Consider the following 16791-nt stretch of genomic DNA (forward strand, 5'->3'; position numbering starts at 1 on the left):
TAACCGGATCAATGGCTCGGGGATTCGGCAGTTTGAACTTCAGGGCCGATTGATCGCGGCGGGGCAGCCGCCCGTGGTCGGAAACGTAAATCCCCGTCAGCTATACATAATGAGAAAGTGAGCCACCCATGAGTTTGCATGGATCCAAAATTGCCCTGTTGATCGAAGATGAGTACCAGATCCTGGAGGGCTGGTACCCGCTGCTCCGCCTGCAGGAGGCCGGGGCGGATGTGCGGGTCATCGGCAGCGGCACGAAGAGCAGCTACCACAGCAAGGAGGGCTACCCCATGGATGTTGACGCGGCCGCGGCCGACGTCAGTGCCTCCGACTTCGACGCCGTTGTCGTTCCGGGCGGCTTCGCGCCGGACAACATGCGCCTTCACCCTGAAATGATCGGCCTCGTCCGGGACATGAACGAGGCAGGCAAGCTCGTCACCGCCATCTGCCACGGCGGATGGGTCCTGGTATCCGCCGGTGTGCTCAAGGGCAAGAACGCCACCGGCTACCTGCCGATCAAGGACGACGTGGAAAACGCCGGCGGCACCTGGGTCGATGAGCCCGTGGTCGTGGACGGAAACGTCATCACCTCCAGGACCCCCGTCGATCTGCCCGACTTCACCCGCGCGATCATCGCCCACCTCGAAGGCCGCCCGACCGAAACCGAACACGCCACGCACAATCGCGCTACGGACCTCGCCGGGGACCCGGCGGGCACGCGCTACGAGACCGGGGCATCCGTCTCCTAGTGTGCGGTCACGTCCGCGGCAAAAGCAACGGTGGACGTCGATCGTGGGATAAGAGCGGTTGGGCCGCGTTCGAGCTACTTCGGCGGTGCACGGCCCAACCGCACAGCCTCGGTTCCTGCAGTGGAGAACCGAAAGACAGAAGGTATGGACGGCGGGTGCCGTCATCGATCTTAGGAGAATCTCAGTGGCTACAACGAAGAAGCCTGAACCCGTAGACGCCGTCGTCGTCGGACTGGGTGCCAACGGCGGTACGGCAGCGAAAGTCTTAAGCGAGGCCGGGCTGAAGGTTATCGGTTTTGACCGCGGCCCATGGCTTCGCGCCAATGAACACTATTCCGGGGACGAGTTGAAGTTCGTCAACCGCAACTATATGTGGCCTGACCCCACTCTCTTCCCGCGCACCCTCCGGTACGCCGAGGACGAAGTGGCGCAGCCGTTCTCGTTCTCCCCGACGCCCCAGATGGTCGGCGGCGGAACGAACCATTGGGCCGGCTGGGTCCCCAGGCCTCGGGAATCTGACTTTATGCTGCGCTCCCTCCATGGCGACGTCGACGGCATGAACCTGGCGGACTGGCCGTTCCGGTACGAACATCTGGAGCCCTACCTGACGAAAGTCGAATGGGCCTTCGGGGTGTCAGGCATCGCCGGTGCCGATAAGTACGAGCCCTACCGCTCCAAGGGGTACCCCAGCCCACCCCTGCGTCCTACCCGCTACGGAAAACGCTTCTACGACGCCTGCAACAAGATGGGCATTAACGCATTTCCGATCCCGCACGCGATGGTCACCAACAACCACAACGGACGTGACCCTTTCAATAAAACCAGCTTCTGGAACCAGTACGGCGACCCCTCCGGCGCCCGGTCCAACGTCCTGACCACCTTCATCCCGGATGCGCTGGCCACGGGAAACTTCGAGGTCCGCGCCGAGAGCTTCGTCCGCGAGGTGAAGATGGGCAAAGACGGAAAAGCCACCGGTGTCCTGTACGTGGATCCGGACGGCAATGAGGTCGAGCAGGACGCCAAGGTGGTCATCCTGGCCCTGGGCGCCATTGAATCCGCACGGCTGATGTTGCTCTCCCGCTCTTCGCAGTTCCCGGACGGGCTGGGCAACAGCTCCGGGCTCGTGGGCAAGAATGCCACATTCCACGAATACCTCTTCGCCGTCGGCCTGTTCGACAACGAGCTCGACGAACCGTTGAACGGCTTCACCGGCAACTACATCTCCGGCGGATCTCTCGAATTTTACGAAACGGATGAAAACCGCGGACACATCGGAGGCTGCATCATTTCCGCTTCCCAGACGTGCCATCCGGTCAACTGGGTCTTCCCTGGGCGCCCCACCTGGGGTGACGCCCTCAAGGACGCGGACCGGAATTACTTCAACTACGCCATGAAGATCGGTCTGATCCTTCATGACATGCCCGTCGAATCGAACCGGGTTGACCTTGACCCGACGGTCAAGGACGCCTGGGGGCTTCCGGTGGCCCGGATCACCCACCGGCCGCACGCCAACGACATCGCCATGGGCAAATGGCAGGTGGACAAGAACGCTGAAATCCTCGAGGCCGCCGGTGCCCGCAAGACGGTCCCGGTCTACCTGGACAAAATGACCGGCAATACCTGCCATCAGCACGGCACGGCCCGCATGGGCGTGGACCCGTCTAAGAGTGTGCTGAACGAATGGGGCCAGGCCCACGACGTCGAAAACCTGTTTGTGGTCGACGGCTCCGGTTTCCCGACCGCCACCGGGGTGAACCCCACCCTGACCATGATGGCCAACGCCTGGCGCTGCTCGGAATATATCGCCAATACCTACTCCAAGGGCCGGGCCGAACGGCTCGCCCAGCCGGCCTGACGGAAAGGACACGCTGAAATGACACTGAAATCAGAATGGGAAATCGTCGGCGAACCCGTGGACCCGGATTCCACGGAACGGCTCTTCTTTACCGACCACGAATGGAACACGGTCGAGGCGGCAACGGCCCGCATCATGCCCACAGACCAGGATCCGGGGGCCAGGGAAGCACGGGTGATCGTCTTCATCGACCGCTACGTGTCGGGGATTGATTACATATTTGCCGCGGCCGACGGCTCCGGGTTCCTGAAGCTGGCAGGCAAACACGCCGACGCGTGGCGCGGCCGGCAATACAAGATGCAGGACCTCTACCGTGAAGGCGTCAAGGCTTTGGACGCGCTTTCCCGAAACGTGGACGGAAAAGACTTCGTCGACCTTGAGGAGGAGCAACAGGACCAGGTGCTGATTGCGCTCTCAGGGGCACCGAAGCCCATCAAGGTCACACTCGGCACCAAGGAACCGGTCACGACCTTCCTCCAAGGCTCGTTCGATGAGAACCTTCCGTTTTTTGACACTCTGTGCCTGCACACCCGTCAGGGCTTCTACAGCGACCCGGTGTACGGGGGCAACAAGGATCAGATGGGGTGGAAAACCATCGGATTCCCCGGCCCGAAGTCGCTCAAGGACACGATGGACGGCACTTACGACACCACCGAGTACTTCTACGACGGCGACTACGACTGGTACGACTTGATCCCGCACCTGAACCAGGCAGTTCCCCGCGATCACTAAACCCTAAACACGGAACGCAGCGGCCCGGTATTCCCTATGTGCCGGGCCGCCTTCCGCAGACTCGCGACACCCGCGAAAGGACCTAAGAACATGAAAATAACAGAGGTAAAAGCCTTCCCCGTCGGGGTGCCGCTGGATGAGCCGCTTCGCTGGGGCGCGATGGAAGTTAACGTCAAGGGCGGCATCATCGTCCGGGTAAAAACCGACGAAGGTATCGAAGGGATCGGCGAAGCCGGGTTCTCAGCAGAATACTTCCCCACCGTAGGTCCCATCATTAACCACCAGTTGGGTCCCATGCTCATCGGGCGTGACCCACTGGACATTGCGTCCATCTGGCAGGACATGCTCAACGCCACACACATGTGGGGTCGCCGGGGGATCGAGACCTACGCACTCAGCGGCATCGACATAGCCCTGTGGGATCTTCTCGGCAAGGCCAGCAACCAGCCTGTCTATCGTCTCCTGGGGGCCTCTAAGTCGAAGGTAAAAGCGTACTACGCGCCATCGCTGAAGCCGACCGAGGAAATAGTCGAAGAATCTATAGCCGCCGTTGAGCAGGGTTTCTTCGCCATGAAGCTGCGCAACGGGCCCAGTCTGAGCAAGGGCGTGGACATGGTCGCCCGCGTCCGTGATGCCGTCGGTCCCGACATCGACATCATGGTCGATGCGAACATGGCCTTCGACCGCCGGGAGGCGCTTACCCTTGCCACTGAACTCGAACAACTCGGTGTCCTGTGGCTGGAAGAACCGATTCTTTCCCGCAGCCTCACCCAGTACATCGACGATCATTCGTGGCTTTCTGACCGCGTATCGCTCAAACTCGCCGGCGGCGAGTCACTGCTTACCCGCTACGAGTACCTCGACCTTCTCCGCAAGCGGACCTTTGATGTCCTGCAACCGGACTGCACGAGCGTTGGCGGAATCTCCGAATGCAAGCGGGTGGCCGATATGGCCAGTTCCTGGAACCTACTGTGTGTTCCCCACATTGCCTGCAGCTCCGGAACCGGAGTGGCTCTGGCTGCAGGGCTGCACATGATCCTCAGCTGCGAAAATGCGCCCATGATCGAATTTGACGCCTACGGGGGCCCGGGCTGGGACGGGCTGCTCGAACAGCCTCTCACCGCCACCGGCGGATACGTTGAAGCACGGGAGGTTCCCGGGCTGGGCATCGACTTTGCAGATGGGGCATTGGAAAAGTACACGCTTACTGATTCCCGGTTCGCGTCAGCTGCATGAATGGCCTAACCGGTGAAACTGGTGTCGCGCGTCCAGATATGGCTGCGCGACACCAGAACTTCTTGGCCCTCGTTGGATCAAAACCGCCATTTGGAGGAGCCCGATCATGACGCGCAGGCACATGGATATTGCCCTGGACGCCCACGCCGACCTTGCCGAAGGACCGTGGTGGGACGAGCAGCATCAGGAACTCCTGTGGGTTGACATCTTCGCCGGCAGTATCCATTTCCTTGACCCCGCATCGGGCCTGGACCGCAGCATCGATGTCGGCCAGCCGATCGGCATGGCTGCCCGCCGCGTGTGTGGGGGACTGGTATGCGCTGTTCGTGACGGGATCGGATTCATCAATCCTGACGGAAACACCTTTGAGCTCGCCGTTCCCATCGAAAAAGCCACACCCAGCAACCGAATGAATGACGGCGCCTGCGACCCCGCCGGGCGTCTCTGGGCCGGGACAATGGCAACCGACCTCTCACCATCGGCCGGGAGCCTCTACCGGATCAGCAGCACACTCCAGGTGACGCCGGTACTCCCGAACGTGTCCATCTCAAACGGGCTCGACTGGTCCCCCGATGGCCAAACCTTCTACTTCACGGATTCGACCACCAAAAGGCTGGACGCCTACGATTTCGATATAGATACGGGCGAGATCAGCAACGGGCGCGTTCTCGTGGAACTGCCCCACCCGGTCGCCACGCCGGACGGAATGGCTGTCGACGCCGAGGGAACCATATGGGTGGCAATGTGGGACGGCGGTTGTGTCCAGCGCTTCAGCCCCGAAGGCATGTTATTGGAAACACTCGGCCTGCCCGTTATCAGGCCTACGAGTGTCGCCTTCGGCGGCCCCGCTCTCAATCAGTTATTCATTACCTCCGCCCGCAACGGCCTTACGCCCCGGCAGCTCCAAGACCAGCCGCATGCAGGTGCAATCTTCGTCTTGGAGCCGGGCGTGACGGGAAAGTCCCCATACTCTTTCCGCGGCTAGGCTGCACCATCTCGGGAGCCAGTGCCGGTGCCGCGGAGCAACCCGACGATGGGCATGTTCAGTCAAGAGCCGCAGGAAACGACACTATGAAAATCGTCATCGCCGACCCCAACCTCTTCGCCCACCGCCCCGCCTTTGAAAGGGGGCTTGCTCCGGGAGCAGTCATTTCCTGGCACAGATCCTGGGATGATCCCGGCGTGCTGCCCGCGCTCGAGGACGCCGATGTTTTCGTCGGACCGCGCCCGACCAAGGCAATGGGAGCAGCGGCCAACAGACTCCGGCTGATTCATACCGCCGGGGCCGGCTTCGACGGCATCGAGTCAGAGGCCCTCCGCCCGGGAGCTGTGTGCGCGAACACCTTCCACCATGAAGGATCGGTCGCCGAATACGTGGCCTCCGTCCTCGTTGCGCTCCGGCGCGACTTCATCGTCCAGGACGCAGCCTTGCGGGACGGCAACTGGCACTCGGGCGTCTATTGCCGAGGCTTGCGCCAACCCAAAACGTTGCGGGGAGCGGTTGTGACATTCCTCGGCTTTGGTCATATCGGGGCCGCCTCATGGAAGCTCCTGCAGTCCTTCGGCGCCGAAGGCGTCGCCATCACCCGGTCAGGATCAGTCGACGCGAAAGCGCACGGGCTCCGCTGGGCCGGATCGAACGAGCACTTGCCCAAAGCCCTGACTGAATCTGACGTTCTCGTGATCAGCACGCCTCTGACACCGGAGACCACTGGGATCATCGGAGCAGCCCAGCTGGAGGCACTGGGACCCGAAGGACTCGTGGTCAATGTGGCACGCGGGCCCGTTGTGCAGGAAGAAGCACTTTATGCCGCATTGGAACGTCACGGCATAGCCGGCGCGGCCATTGATGTCTGGTACCGGTATCCCGCAGCCGATGGCCGCGGTAAACCAAGCACGCTGCCGTTCGAATCTTTGGACAACGTCGTCATGACGCCGCACTCCTCGGCGGTCACCGAAGAAACCTTCAGAGGACGATCCCAGGAGATCATTGAAAATATTAACCGACTCGCTGCCGGCCGGCCAGTGCGGAATGTCGTGATGGCGGGCTCGATTCGGCCAGCTGTGGACCCGGCGCCATGAAACGTGGAAGGTGCCGCTAAACCGGCGGATCCGGACATCAGTGACGGAGCCTGTCACAGCCACGCCGGTGTCCCCTGGGCAGTACGGGCGGCGATCATCCACGGATTACCAACGCCGTGTGATTGCCGAAGCAGACGCGGCGGGAAACTACGTGCAGGTTGATCTACCTACGTCGGCCTTGAACCGCTCCGAGAGAATGCCGGTGCCGGTGCCGGTTCCAGGGCCGTATCCGCCCCACCAAGGACCGGCGGCACCCGCCTCCGCATCACAATATCGTTGCCGGTCACCCCCAGCGCCGCCCCTCCGCCGAACACATTGGGCGGGTAGCCAATCCTTCTGGACCAGCAGCATGCTACCCCTGGCACAAGACACGACAGATGTCTTGGGGTGGCACGGAGGGGCGGCCCCAGACGTATTGGTAGTCGGGACCGCCCCTGGTTGGCTCTGCTGGCGGGCTTCCTGCCTTGCCTTAGCCGCCGGTGCTGACGTTGTCCAGGCCGGCGTGCTCGTGTGTGGCGTGTTCGGTTTCGGTCGGGCGGCCTTCGAGGTGGGCGATGATCGCGCGGCTGAAGTCGGGCAGATCGACGGGGGTCCTGGAGGTGATGACGTTTCCGTCCACGACCACGGGCTCATCGACCCAGGTGCCGCCGGCGTTTTCCACGTCGTCCTTGATCGGCAGGTAGCCGGTGGCGTTCTTGCCCTTGAGCACACCGGCGGATACCAGGACCCATCCGCCGTGGCAGATGGCGGTGACGAGCTTGCCTGCCTCGTTCATGTCCCGGACGAGGCCGATCATTTCAGGGTGAAGGCGCATGTTGTCCGGCGCGAAGCCGCCCGGAACGACAACGGCGTCGAAGTCGGAGGCACTGACGTCGGCCGCGGCCGCGTCAACATCCATGGGGTAGCCCTCCTTGCTGTGGTAGCTGCTCTTCGTGCCGCTGCCGATGACCCGCACATCCGCCCCGGCCTCCTGCAGGCGGAGCAGCGGGTACCAGCCCTCCAGGATCTGGTACTCATCTTCGATCAACAGGGCAATTTTGGATCCATGCAAACTCATGGGTGGCTCACTTTCTCATTATGTATAGCTGACGGGCTGCCGGGCTACGTCTGACGAATCTTCGGGGCTGCCTCCCCCACGGGCTTCCTGCTCCTGCGTTGCGTTAAAGCATCTGGTTTCAGGCTGGTGGCGCTTTTGGTATGGCTGCACGGGCCACTTGCCCGGCTACTTCTTCAGAGATTGCAGCTCATCCTGGGATTCGGCCAAGGGGTCCGGATGTCTGGGAGGGCCAGCCCTTTTCCCCCGATTTTTGAATGTGTCCCGGATCCACTGCCTCAGGCTGAGCCCTGCGCCGGACGTGAAGTAGACCGCGACGAGAATCAGGGCTCCCTTGATCAGGAGCTGGCCTTGGACAGGCATGCTGATCAGATCCAGGATGTTGGAGATTGTTCCGATGAGCAGTCCGCCGAAGACAGCCGCAAGCGGTGTGCTCGTCCCGCCGAAGAGGGAAGCGCCACCAACGACTGCCGCCGCAATGGAGTTCAGTGCCAGGTCACTGCCTAGCAACGAGTTGCCCGAGCGCAGCTGGGCCGCCAGCATCAAACCGGCGAGGCCGGCCAGCAAGCCTGACAGCAGGTAGGCGGTTATTATGTCCCTGTTGACGGGCAGCCCCGAGAGCCGGGCTGCGTGGGGATTACCGCCTAATGCGTACAGTCTCCGGCCGAAAATGCTCCACCTCATGAGTGCAGCGGCGGCCAGAGTCACGACCACGAAGATGATCACCTCGGAGCGGAACGGTCCTATGGTGCCGGCGAAGATGGCGACGAAGTCCTTGTTATTAATGGGCACCAGGGTGCCGTTTTGAACGAGGAACGCGATGCCTTGCACGACACTGGTCATGCCCAGGGTTGCTATGAATGGTGTGATCCTTCCGTACACGACCAACATCCCGTTGATGAGTCCTACGGCGGAACTGACGGCAATCGAGATGCCGATAACCGCCGCCACGGGGAGCCCATCACGCAGTAGTACGGCTGTCATCACCGTCGTCAGGGCTGTTGTTGCGCCTACGGACAGGTCGATTCCGGCTGTGACAATGACGAGAAACTGGCCGACGGCGACCACCGACAGGACAGCGATTGTCAGGATGATACTGCTGATGTTTCGGCTGGTCAGGAAGTAGGGGGAGATCGCGGATCCTGCAATCAGGATCGCGGCGACGGCCATCAGGAGAACGCCCTTGCTTTTCACGACTCCGAGGAGGGGCGTAAGGAGAGGCTCCTTGGTATGCGGCCGTTTCGCCGCTGTTTCTTCTGCTTTGATCATCAAATTGACTCCATTGTCGTCACTGTTAGTGCCCTGGGTGGGCCGGCGCAATACGTGGGTGGCAGCTACCTGAGCAACGACATCACCTGGTTGAGGTCAGTATCGTGCTGATCAAACTCAGCCACGACGGCGCCGTTTCCCATGACGTAGATTCTGTGGCACATGAGTGCTTCTTCAATTTCAGAACTGAAGACGATGACTGACCCCCCGGCAGCCAGGAACGCGTTGATTTCCTTATAAATGTCTTCCCGGGCAGCGACATCGATTCCCCGGGTAGGCTCACTCAGCAACAGGACTTTTGCCCCGGCCGTGAGCCACTTTCCCACGACGACTTTTTGCTGGTTGCCGCCGCTCAAACGTCCTACCTGCTGGCCGCTGCCCTGGCACTTTACTTTCAGGGTTTTGATGGCCTTGTCGGCTATCCGTTTCTCGAGTTTCCGTTGGACCCAGCCGTGGGGGGCGATCATCTGGAGATTGGCCATGGAGAAGTTCTCGCTCAGGTCCATGTTGAGGACCAGGCCTTGGGTTTTCCGATCATCGGGCACCCACCCGACGCCGGCAGCAATAAGCGCCCGGGGATGCACCGTACGCAACCGCTTTCCGTCAACGTAAACGTGTCCCGAGGAGAATTTCCGGTCACCGAACAGGCAGGCGGCAAGTTCGGACTGGCCGCTGCCCACTAATCCGGTCACGGCTATGGATTCGCCCGGGCTGACCCTTAGCGTCACGTCGTCAAGAAGCTCTGGATCGGTAAGATTCCGGACCTCAAATGCGGGGTGAGCGTCCTCCTGGTAGCGTTCACGCGTCGCTTGGGCAAAGTTCCATTTCCTCGAGGGTTCGAGCGGAGATACACGTGATCGTTCCTGTGTTGGCTCCAGCGAGCTGACCGGGTCCGTCCCGAGCATCTTCCGCACGGCGTCCTGACGAGGCAGTGAAGCGGTCCTCTCTGTCATCACATGCTTGCCGTCCCGCAGCACCATGATGTGGTCGCAGATTTCGTACATCTCATCGATCCGATGCGAAATGTAGATGATCCCTGTTCCCTCCCGCTTAAGTTTTCTGAGGAGCTCAAACAGTTTGGTCACATCGGGTGCGGGAAGCGTTGCTGTCGGTTCGTCCAGCAGCAGTATCCTGGCTTTCTGCCTCAGCGCCTTAGCGATGAGAACAACCTGCTTTTGCGCCGCGGTCAGTTGGTCGGCCGGAGCCCGGACATCGAGATCAAAACCCAGGGCGGTAATGGCCTGTCGGGCTTCCTGGTAGAGGGCTCGACGATCCAGGACCGTTCCTTTTCGGGGCAGGTCTGACAAACAGAGGTTCTCGGCCACGCTCATCTGAGGGACGAGAATGATTTCCTGGTGAATGGTGGCTATGCCGGCGTTTTGGGCCTCGTGGGTGGAACGGAAATCCACCGGCGCGCCGTCCAGAAATATCCGGCCTTGGGAAGGCTTTTCAACCCCTGAGATTATTTTGATCAGCGTCGACTTCCCTGCACCATTCTGTCCCAGGAGTCCGACTGCTTCTCCGGCGTGGACATCAAGATCAATGTTCGTCAGTACCTGAACGTCCGCATACTTTTTGGATATCCCCCGAAGGGTCAACACAGGCGTGCGCGGTCCGGTTGCTTCTTGCATGTTCCTCCTCTCCTCACTGAGCCGTCAGACTTCGCTCTGATGTCTGCTTCAGTAGTCCGAATCGCTTTTGTAGTAGGAGGAGGCGTTTTCGTGTGTGATGAGGGTGGGTTTGACGAATATCTTGTTACCCGGGCACGCTGCGTTCTTGTCTTCACCTTTAAGGGCCCTCTCCAGCATCTGGGCCGCGATTATTCCCTGTTGAGCGGGGAGGTTCGCGACGGTAGCGATGACCGGGGAGTTCGGATCCTCCTTCATCTGCTTGACCACCTTCATCTGCCCGTCATAGCTGGCAATCGCAACTTCGCCCTTGCCCCACATGTTCACGGATGTCAGGGCCTGCTGAACGCCCGGCAGCATGGAATCCGTACCGACGAACATGCCCTGCAGATCGGGGTTTCCGGTGGCAACGGATCTGACTGGCGCAACGGCCGTATCGGCAGCCCACTTCCCGTAGACATTCTCGAGGTACTGGGCCGGGGGAGCACCTGCGACGGAGGCGTAGCCCTCCTTGAAACCAGCCTCGCGGTTAGCAGAGTTGGTGTCTCCCGCGAACCCGAGGACCAGAAGAATCTTGACGGGCTTAGTTGCTCCCTGTTTGGCCTTCAGTGCCCGAGCCATCTCGGCGCCGACCAGGCCAGCGTTAACCTTTTCGTCTTCCGTTACATAGCAGTAGCTGTCCGCCAGCAGTTCCGGCTTGACTCCCGCGTTGACCAGCACAAAGGGGATCTTTTCATCCTTTAGGCGGGAAAGATTGCTTGAGAGTGCCTGCGGATCGGTGGGATTGATGATCAGGCCGGCAACGCCTTTGGTGATGAAGTTAGACAGTTGCGAATTCTGGGTTACCGGGTCGCCGCCGCCGCTGACTACTTCCAGATCGTGTCCAAGTTTTTTAGCTTCATCGGTCGCACCCTTGGCGTTCACCTCGTACCACCCATTGCCGAAGTTCCCCTGGGCGAAGCCGATCTTCGTCAGCCCGGCCGCTCCGGAGGGCCCGGTGCCGCCTCCTGCGCAGGCGGTTGTCAGCAGGATTGGAATCGTGAGTAGGGCAATTTTTGTGCTCAGCCGGTTAGCCGCTCTTGTTCGGACAGACATTCTGACTCCTTCGTCATGTGTGTGGTCATGTGTGCTGCAAGCAGGGAACTGCTTGCAGTCCTTGCAGCAGGGCCGCACGGGAACAGCGGACCTGCTGCAAGGACAGGTGGTTTCCGGATCAGAACCCCGGGGCGTCCGCGTTGCTGGGAGTCTTGTGCTGCCCGACGATTTCAGGGAAGCGGCGCTTGATGTACTCTGCGGCGCGCACGGCGACGGCCTGGAGCGTGCTGGTGGGGTTGACTGCGGCGCCGGTCGTCAGGGAGCTGGCGTCCGTGATGAACAGATTGGGTACGTCCCAGGTCTGGTTCCACTTGTTCGTGACGGAATCTTCCGGCGTGTTGCCCATGCGGCAGGTACCCATGATGTGCCAGCCCGGGGGAGGGCCGTCCACTCCTCCGATTCCGGTACTGGCACTGTCGATGACGGTGCCGGCCGCCTGAGCCGCTTCATGGGCGCGGGCGCGTCCCCATTCGATCAGTTTCCGGTCATTGTCGTGGAGGTCATAGTGAACTTGAGGAACCGGGAGCCCGGATGAGTCGACGACGTCGTTGTCGAGTGTCACCCGGTTGGTGGCGACAGGAAGGTCCTCTCCCTGGACGTAAACAAGTGCATGCCGGGCAAAGTGGTTATTGAAGAATTCCCTGTGGTTCTCGCCCCATGGGGCCATGTTGCCTGTGTTGGTTCCCAATGCACTGTTGGCCGGTCCCAGAGCGGTGCCGACTTGCAGCGAAAAGCCGTTGACGAAGCCGCGATCGGTCTTCGTGTTATAGAACTCCTGGGAATATGAAACGGCCGGTTCTGGTCCCTTGAATCCGTCGAGGGGCTCGTCGAACCAGAAATCTTCGAAGGACCAGCTGTGGAACATCAGATGCCGTCCGACCATGCCGTTGCTGTTTGCGAGACCGTCGGGGTGGCCGGCTTGTGCCGACATGAGAAGCAGCCGGGGGGTGCCGATGGCGTTGGCAGCCATAACGACGATCTTTGCCTTCACCTCATGACGTTCTCCGCTGAGGCGGTCGATGTAGGTCGCCCCGGTTGCCTTGCCGTCTTTTACGTTGACCCGCTCGACGCGGGCGTTGGGGCGCAGGTCCACGCCGTTGCGGATGGCTTGCGGCCAGTAGGTGACATCGGTGGATGCGATGGATCCGCGGGGGCAGCCCCCGAGGCAGAATCCGCAGTCGTTACACGCAAGCCTGGTGTCTTTTTCCCTCGTCAGGATGGCGTTGTCGGCAGGCCACCAATGCCAACCCAGTTTGTCGAATCCGGCACCCATCTTGTTGCCGATTTTGCCACCCTTGCTGGCGGGCCCCCAACCTTCGGGCCGTGGAGGGTTGCCGGGGTCGCCGGTTCGGCGGGCGACCCCGATCTCGGCGTCGTTGATGGCGTAGAAGGGCTCAAGGTCCTCGTAGCTGATGGGCCAGTCAATGGTGCCTTCAACTCCGTGCTCGGTGCCTTTGCGGAAGTCAACGGGCTTGAAGCGCGGCCAGGCTCCGGCATAATGCAGGGTCGACCCGCCCACACCGTTCATCATCATCGGTGCGGCGTTTCCGGTGGTCGGGTAGTCCTCCGGAAATTTCCGGACGTTTGAATGCCAGTCCCAGGACCGGACCCGTTCCAGCTCCCATGAGTCGTACATATGCGGATGGTCCAAGGGGTGCAGCCAGTCGCCCTGCTCAAGACAGATCACCTTGAAGCCGTCATCGCTTAGGCGCTTACTGACAGCAGCACCGCCTGCACCGGCTCCGATCACCAGCACATCGGTTTCATTGCTTCTCTTCATGCTCAAACCTGGCTTTCCTGGAAGGGCGTTGCATGTGACTTCAGTAAATCCGCCGGTACCTCCACCGGACGTACGTCTTCGGTTCGGGTGTAGGTGCCCCGGACGCGACTAAGCAGCTGCTCATCCCAGTCATCCATCGTGTCCGAATAGCCAAACGGCTGCGGGGAGTTCCTCAGGTCCTTGCCCGCTTCCAGATTCGCGTTGATCGCCGTGATGACAGCGGGACGAGAGTAGTAGGCGTAATACGTCAGATCGCGGATCCTCGCAAAAAAGAACTCATCCGTCTTCTCCAACGTCTGGAGGGTCTCCACCTGAGCCGTCGGTGACAACCGGACAAATTCCTCACCGAGAGCGTCAAGGCGTGCCTGGAACTCCGACTCTCCAATGAAGGGAAACCACTTCGGCTCCTGGCCTTCGGGCGCGATATAGCGGCGGAAGAAGGAAACTACATCGACCTCGCTCGGCGCCGGGAATCCTCCCCCGCCGGGTATTAGTCGGTCAGCCATAGCGTTCAGTACTGAAGTCTGGGTTGGGGTGATGGAAATTCCCGGAAGCCAGCCTCCGATAGGTGGTTTCTCCGCCCGGAAGCGTGAACGCGGATCGCGGTCAGCACTCGGCGGTCGGTTGGTGTTCAAGATGATATCCATGTGTTGCATCCTTTCTCGGGTCGAAATCGCTGGACGGTGGGGAGCCCGGAAGCCGTGCACTCACTTCAAGCGGGTGCACCAGGCAGACCTAAGATGCGCTGATTTTGGTCCCCAAGGCCTTCGTCAAACGAACAAGAGCCAAAAGGTCCTGGAGGGGCTCCTCGGGACGCCGCTTTTGAGGAAACTAGGAAGCATCGTCGTCTCTCCTCTACGCAAGCGTTCTCGCATCTTCATACCGCGAGGAGGTCGGGCTACCTTGTAACCATTGTCACCGGGTCATCAGGTGGTCTGACTATCTCATGACTATTTTTTCCACGTCAAGGGCCCCAAAGAATCTGCTTCCGGGGAGTTCAAGCCACGCGGGTGCGGCCTACCACCCACTAACCACGACATGTCCTCGGATGCCGTACGCCGGCTTGACCGGGAAGGAAAAATCGTGGAATAGTCACCAGTGGTCAGGACACCTGATAAGACTCTGGCCCTTACTTAGACGCCGCTATCTGAGAGGTGGACCCCATTGAATAACCCGCCGAGCACGCCCGACGTAAAGCCGCGGAGCCGGGTTGTCACCGATGGAATCCACGCCGCTCCCGCGCGTGGAATGTTCCGGGCGGTCGGCATGGGCGACGACGACTTTGCGAAGCCCCAGATTGGCGTGGCGAGTTCCTGGAACGAGATCACTCCCTGCAACCTTTCCCTGAACCGGCTGGCCCAGGGCGCCAAGGAAGGCGTCCACGCCGGCGGCGGGTTCCCCATGCAGTTCGGCACCATCTCCGTCTCCGACGGCATCTCCATGGGCCATGAGGGCATGCACTTCTCCCTCGTCTCGCGCGAAGTCATTGCCGACTCCGTGGAAACAGTGATGCAGGCCGAGCGCATTGACGGATCGGTGCTCCTGGCCGGTTGCGACAAGTCCCTGCCCGGAATGCTCATGGCAGCCGCGCGCCTGGACCTCGCCAGTGTGTTCCTCTACGCCGGCTCCATCATGCCCGGCTGGGTCAAGCTGGAGGACGGTTCCGAAAAGGAAGTCACCCTTATTGACGCCTTCGAGGCCGTGGGCGCCTGCGCCGCGGGCAAGATGAGCAGGGGAGACCTTGACCGCATCGAGCGCGCCATCTGCCCGGGCGAAGGTGCCTGCGGCGGCATGTACACGGCCAATACTATGGCGGCCATCGGTGAAGCGCTGGGCATGTCGTTGCCGGGTTCGGCAGCCCCGCCCTCGGCGGACCGCCGTCGTGATGAGTTCGCCCGCAAGTCCGGTGAAGCGGTGGTCAATCTGCTCCGTCTCGGCATCACCGCGCGCGACATCATGACTAAGAAGGCCTTCGAGAACGCCATTGCCGTGACCATGGCATTCGGCGGCTCCACCAACGTGGTGCTGCACCTGCTGGCCATCGCCCGTGAAGCTGAAGTGGAGCTGACGCTGGACGACTTCAACCGCATCGGCGACAAGATCCCGCACCTGGGCGACCTGAAGCCGTTCGGCCGTTACGTGATGACCGATGTCGACAAGATCGGCGGCGTTCCGGTCATCATGAAGGCGCTGCTCGACGCCGGGCTGCTGCACGGCGACTGCCTTACCGTCACCGGTAAGACCCTTGCGGAAAACCTTGAGTCCATCAACCCGCCGGACCTGGACGGCAAGATCCTGCGTGCCTTGGACAACCCGATCCACAAGACCGGCGGCATCACCATCCTGCACGGTTCGATGGCTCCGGAAGGTGCCGTCGTGAAGAGCGCGGGCTTCGACGCCGACGTTTTCGAAGGCACGGCCCGCGTGTTCGAGCGCGAGCAGGGTGCCCTTGACGCCCTCGACAACGGCAAAATCGCCAAGGGCGACGTCGTGGTCATCCGCTATGAAGGTCCGAAGGGCGGCCCGGGCATGCGCGAAATGCTCGCCATCACCGGCGCCATCAAGGGTGCCGGGCTGGGCAAGGATGTCCTGCTTCTCACGGATGGCCGCTTCTCCGGCGGTACCACCGGCCTGTGTATCGGCCATGTCGCGCCGGAAGCCGTCGACGGCGGTCCTATCGCCTTCGTCAAAGACGGTGACCGCATCCGCGTTGACATTGCCGCCCGCAGCTTCGACCTGCTCGTGGACGACGCTGAGCTCGAGTCGCGCAAGATCGGCTGGGAGCCGCTCCCGGCCAAGTTCACCAAGGGCGTCCTGGCTAAGTACGCCAAGCTGGTGCACAGCGCCTCCACCGGCGCCTACTGCGGCTAGAATCCGAACGCAGAAACGCCACCGTGGCCGCTTTGACGGGTCACCTACGTTGGTGTTGGTACGCGTGCGCGCCACAGCCCTGACCCCCAACGGGTCCGGGAGTCAAACAGATGTCCAGTGGTACCGTCTACGCGGCTGCGTCCTCATATCCATTCATGGCCCGGGTGTTGGATGACTACATGACGGAATGGCGGCACGCCGAAGTGCTCTCGGAGGACGGGCGTGCCAGGTCCGCGTGGCGGCGCGAGCATGAGCGCGAGACTCCGCTGCCCCTCCGCAAGCCGATAAGAACCCTTTCGTCGTTCTGGCCTCAGCTGGCACATCCTGGCTTTGCCTTTGTGTGTTAGCCATTCTGGGATGTCGTCGTCGTAGCCGACCAGCCGGTAAGGGGAGGGCGAGACGAGAAAAAGCGGGACTGGTTCTGGATCAACCGAGTTAGTGGA

13 protein-coding genes are annotated in these 16791 nt (G+C 61.3%); 7 read left to right on the forward strand and 6 right to left on the reverse strand.

Features of this window, described 5'->3' with window-relative positions; genetic code table 11:
- Window positions 1–128 precede the first annotated feature (128 nt).
- From ACSQ12_RS09380 to ACSQ12_RS09405, 6 genes are all read left to right on the forward strand, one after another.
- On the forward strand, window positions 129–746 hold the full coding sequence (locus tag ACSQ12_RS09380) for a type 1 glutamine amidotransferase domain-containing protein (RefSeq protein ID WP_436065173.1): 618 nt from the start codon (window positions 129–131) through the stop codon (window positions 744–746).
- A 184-nt stretch (window positions 747–930) separates the two neighbouring features.
- Entirely contained in the window at window positions 931–2601 is a 1671-nt protein-coding gene (locus tag ACSQ12_RS09385) for a GMC family oxidoreductase (protein WP_436065174.1), read from the forward strand.
- Between the two features lie 18 nt (window positions 2602–2619).
- Window positions 2620–3333 carry a gluconate 2-dehydrogenase subunit 3 family protein gene (locus ACSQ12_RS09390; protein WP_436065175.1) on the forward strand — a complete coding sequence of 238 codons (714 nt, stop codon included), beginning with the start codon at window positions 2620–2622 and terminating at the stop codon, window positions 3331–3333.
- 90 nt (window positions 3334–3423) lie between these two features.
- Window positions 3424–4569 carry a mandelate racemase/muconate lactonizing enzyme family protein gene (locus ACSQ12_RS09395; protein ID WP_436065176.1) on the forward strand — a complete coding sequence of 382 codons (1146 nt, stop codon included), beginning with the start codon at window positions 3424–3426 and terminating at the stop codon, window positions 4567–4569.
- Between the two features lie 106 nt (window positions 4570–4675).
- Window positions 4676–5554, forward strand: coding sequence for an SMP-30/gluconolactonase/LRE family protein (locus ACSQ12_RS09400; RefSeq protein ID WP_436065177.1), 879 nt, complete (start codon window positions 4676–4678; stop codon window positions 5552–5554).
- A gap of 86 nt (window positions 5555–5640) precedes the next feature.
- Window positions 5641–6651 (forward strand): 2-hydroxyacid dehydrogenase, encoded by a 1011-nt coding sequence (locus ACSQ12_RS09405; RefSeq protein ID WP_436065178.1) that lies wholly within the window; start codon window positions 5641–5643, stop codon window positions 6649–6651.
- Between the two features lie 469 nt (window positions 6652–7120).
- Here ACSQ12_RS09405 and ACSQ12_RS09410 read toward each other — a convergent pair whose 3' ends face one another.
- The 6 genes from ACSQ12_RS09410 to ACSQ12_RS09435 form a co-directional block, all read right to left on the reverse strand.
- Complete coding sequence (locus ACSQ12_RS09410) at window positions 7121–7708, reverse strand: type 1 glutamine amidotransferase domain-containing protein (protein WP_436065179.1); 588 nt, start codon at window positions 7706–7708, stop codon at window positions 7121–7123.
- Window positions 7709–7873: 165 nt separating this feature from the next.
- The gene (locus tag ACSQ12_RS09415) at window positions 7874–8974 is read right to left on the reverse strand and encodes an ABC transporter permease (RefSeq protein WP_436065180.1); all 1101 of its coding nucleotides are present in this window, start codon (window positions 8972–8974) and stop codon (window positions 7874–7876) included.
- A 65-nt stretch (window positions 8975–9039) separates the two neighbouring features.
- Window positions 9040–10605 carry a sugar ABC transporter ATP-binding protein gene (locus tag ACSQ12_RS09420; RefSeq protein WP_436065181.1) on the reverse strand — a complete coding sequence of 522 codons (1566 nt, stop codon included), beginning with the start codon at window positions 10603–10605 and terminating at the stop codon, window positions 9040–9042.
- A 48-nt stretch (window positions 10606–10653) separates the two neighbouring features.
- A complete protein-coding gene (locus ACSQ12_RS09425; protein WP_436065182.1) occupies window positions 10654–11697 on the reverse strand; it encodes a sugar ABC transporter substrate-binding protein in 1044 nt (347 codons plus the stop codon).
- A 118-nt stretch (window positions 11698–11815) separates the two neighbouring features.
- Window positions 11816–13477 carry a GMC family oxidoreductase gene (locus tag ACSQ12_RS09430; protein WP_436065183.1) on the reverse strand — a complete coding sequence of 554 codons (1662 nt, stop codon included), beginning with the start codon at window positions 13475–13477 and terminating at the stop codon, window positions 11816–11818.
- 2 nt (window positions 13478–13479) lie between these two features.
- Complete coding sequence (locus ACSQ12_RS09435; protein ID WP_436065184.1) at window positions 13480–14124, reverse strand: gluconate 2-dehydrogenase subunit 3 family protein; 645 nt, start codon at window positions 14122–14124, stop codon at window positions 13480–13482.
- Window positions 14125–14641: 517 nt separating this feature from the next.
- Between ACSQ12_RS09435 and ilvD the strand changes: the two genes are divergently transcribed.
- Window positions 14642–16348: a dihydroxy-acid dehydratase gene (ilvD, locus tag ACSQ12_RS09440; RefSeq protein WP_436065185.1), complete on the forward strand. Its 1707-nt coding sequence runs from the start codon at window positions 14642–14644 to the stop codon at window positions 16346–16348.
- Window positions 16349–16791 lie beyond the last annotated feature (443 nt).

The sequence above is a fragment of the Arthrobacter sp. LjRoot14 genome, from assembly GCF_964253905.1.
In the GTDB taxonomy this organism is placed as follows: Bacteria; Actinomycetota; Actinomycetes; order Actinomycetales; family Micrococcaceae; genus Arthrobacter.